We start from the raw sequence: 2,455 nt of genomic DNA, 5'->3' as shown, positions 1-2,455 counted from the left end.
CAGCGGGCCGACCGAGATGGCCGCGGCCAGCAGCAGGGCGGCGAAGAAGATCGCGGTGGGCCCGATCAATTCGCGCGTGGACAGGCGCGGTCGCTGCTCAGGCATGCGGTCCAGCTTAGGCGGTGCCGCTGCCCGGTCTATACCCTGGTGGGCGCCATGACGACCGCTACGACTGCCCCGGACTACCGGCGCTACTTTCCGCAGTTGGAAGGTATGCGCGCGGTGGCGGCGCTGGGTGTGCTGACCACGCATGTGGCATTCCAGACGCGGGCCGTCGAGTGGCCGGTGCTCGGGCCGATCTTGGGGCGGCTCGATTTGGCCGTCGCTCTGTTCTTCGCCCTGTCCGGGTTTCTGCTGTGGCGGTCGTATGCGGCCGCTGCCCGCCGCAAGGAGGTCCCCGCACCCCGGCCGGTGCGCTATCTGCGGCACCGGTTTGTCCGGATCTGGCCGGCGTACACGGTGGCGATCGTCGCCGTGTTTCTGCTGCTACCGCAGGCCCGCGGCGCCTCGCTGCAGGTGTGGTTCGCCAATGTGACGTTGACGCAGGTCTTCTTCCCGCTGACCCTCGCCCCCGGACTCACCCAGATGTGGAGCCTTTCGGTGGAGGTCGCGTTTTATCTGCTGCTGCCGATCATCGGCTACGCCGTACTGGCACTGCGGGGAGAGCGTGCCCGCTGGCGCATCCCGTTGTTACTCGGTCTGGGGGTGGCCAGTCTCGGGTGGGCCTGGGTGGTGTCGGCGCTGGGTCTGCCCGACGGCGTCGAGGGCAAGAACTGGGTTTTCGGGCATCTGCCGTGGTTCCTGGCCGGACTGATCCTGGCGGAACTGTCGGCGAGTATCGAACTGGACGCGCGGCCGTCGGGGGCGGCCCAGCGCGCCTATGCGCTGTCGGCTCACCGTCCGCTGATGCTGGTGGTGGCTGCGGTCAGTTACGGACTGTCGTGTACGCCGCTGGCCGGCCCGGTCGGAATGGGCGATCTGGGGAACTGGCAGTACGTCGGCAAGATCGTGCTCGGTGCGATCGCCGCCTACGCGATTATCGCGCCGCTCGTCTGCGCCCCGGGTCCGTTCCGGTTCCTCAACTCGGGACCGATGATCGTTGCGGGCAAGTGGTCGTACGCCATCTTTATTTGGCATGTCGCGGTACTGACCTGCGTCTTCGGTCTCTTCGGGATCGCCGCGTTCGACGGCCAGTTCGCCGCAGTCTGGATGGCGACCGTCATCCTCACGCTCGGCGTCTCCGCGGTGAGTTACGCATACGTCGAAGACCCGTGCCGTCGTTGGCTGGTCCGCTGGGAACGGCGACGATCTGGGCGCTCTGTGCCCGAGTCGGTGTCGGTGGATCAGGCGGCGAAGCAGAGTCCGCCGCTGCCGTAGCCGCGGGTGACCCGGACCCTCGCGGTCTGGGACTTCTCGCCGTTCTGCACCGCGTAGATGCGGCGCAAGCCTTCGCGCTGCGGCCACCAGGTCACTGCGGCATTCGCGCCGCTGGCCATGGCGCGACCGATCAACAGGGGCGGATATCCGGGGCCTTTCCAGTCGTAGAAGCTGACCAGGCCCGACGCGTTGACCGGCACGGTCAGACTGTACGAGCAGCCGACGCCGTGGTTGGTGGAGAAGAAACCGATCCCCTGCCCCGGATCGGGGCGGCCCTGCGGTGCGGCCTCGGCGGGCGCCGCGGGCAGCGCAAGCGCGAGCGCGGCGAAGCTGGTGACGACGGCGGCAGTGATTCGCGACTTCATGCCGGACATTGTGCCCTGTGCGCCCGAACCGATCCAGTAGTCACCCAGAATCGGGGCCGTAGCCGGGCGCCGGAGCTACCCCATCATCCGGTGCTCGACCGGGTAGCGGCACCATCGTCCCGGCGATGAGGAAGGCGAGCGCGCACAGTGCAGCGAACTGCGGTCCGGCATCGTGTCCGGTGTATGGCAGCCCGGAATGCCACGGCCCGACAGCAAGCAGGACGGTGGCCAACGCCATCGCGCCGAAGACCATGATCACGCGAGCACGGCGCACCAGGCCGGCGGTGAGTCCGCTGGCGATCGCGGCCACTGCCACCCCCCACCAGCCGCCGAGCAGCCACGCCGTACCAAACCCGGCGATGCCGGCGACGATCTGCGCGGTCATGCTGCGACGGCTTGCGGGTTCCGCGACGACCTCGTCATCGCGCCGTGCGGCGTCGCCGATGCCGGGTGAGCCTGATTGCGCGCGACCTGGTCCACGAGGTCCGACCCGCCAAGCGGCGGCGAGAAAGAGGAGTCCGACGAGCGCCAGGCCGATCAGCAACGACCACCGGTACGGGCCGTCGAGATCAAAGGTGAGGACGACGGTGCCGCCCAGCCCGGCCGGGATCACCCAACCCTGCTGCCACCCGTCCACCACCACGGGTGTCAATTCGGTGCCGTTCAGTCGCGCGTGCCAGCCGCGGTTGGTGCTCTCCGGGATGGAGAGGAGC

2 protein-coding genes and 1 pseudogene are annotated in these 2,455 nt (G+C 68.8%); 1 reads left to right on the top strand and 2 read right to left on the bottom strand.

Going from position 1 to position 2,455, the window contains the following annotated elements; all coding sequences use genetic code 11:
* The first annotated feature begins 156 nt into the window (after positions 1-156).
* Positions 157-1,377, top strand: coding sequence for an acyltransferase family protein (locus WAW85_RS08655; protein ID WP_422559211.1), 1,221 nt, complete (start codon positions 157-159; stop codon positions 1,375-1,377).
* On the opposite strand, the gene WAW85_RS08650 is transcribed toward WAW85_RS08655, so the two are convergent.
* Together WAW85_RS08650 and WAW85_RS08645 are read right to left on the bottom strand one after the other, a co-directional pair.
* Positions 1,344-1,742, bottom strand: coding sequence for a hypothetical protein (locus WAW85_RS08650; protein ID WP_422559210.1), 399 nt, complete (start codon positions 1,740-1,742; stop codon positions 1,344-1,346). The genes WAW85_RS08655 and WAW85_RS08650 overlap by 34 nt on opposite strands.
* Before the next feature lie 40 nt (positions 1,743-1,782).
* A pseudogene (locus tag WAW85_RS08645) lies at positions 1,783-2,455 on the bottom strand (DUF3367 domain-containing protein); the annotation flags it as partial.

The organism is Gordonia sp. (in: high G+C Gram-positive bacteria) (assembly GCF_049299075.1).
Classification (GTDB): Bacteria; Actinomycetota; Actinomycetes; order Mycobacteriales; family Mycobacteriaceae; genus Gordonia.
This window is presented reverse-complemented; position numbering and strand designations above follow the sequence as displayed.

Coding starts and splice junctions, on each gene's coding strand:
- WAW85_RS08655 (WP_422559211.1), top strand. CDS start 157: ATGACGACCGCTACGACTGCCCCGGACTACCGGCGCTACTTTCCGCAG.
- WAW85_RS08650 (WP_422559210.1), bottom strand. CDS start 1,742: ATGAAGTCGCGAATCACTGCCGCCGTCGTCACCAGCTTCGCCGCGCTC.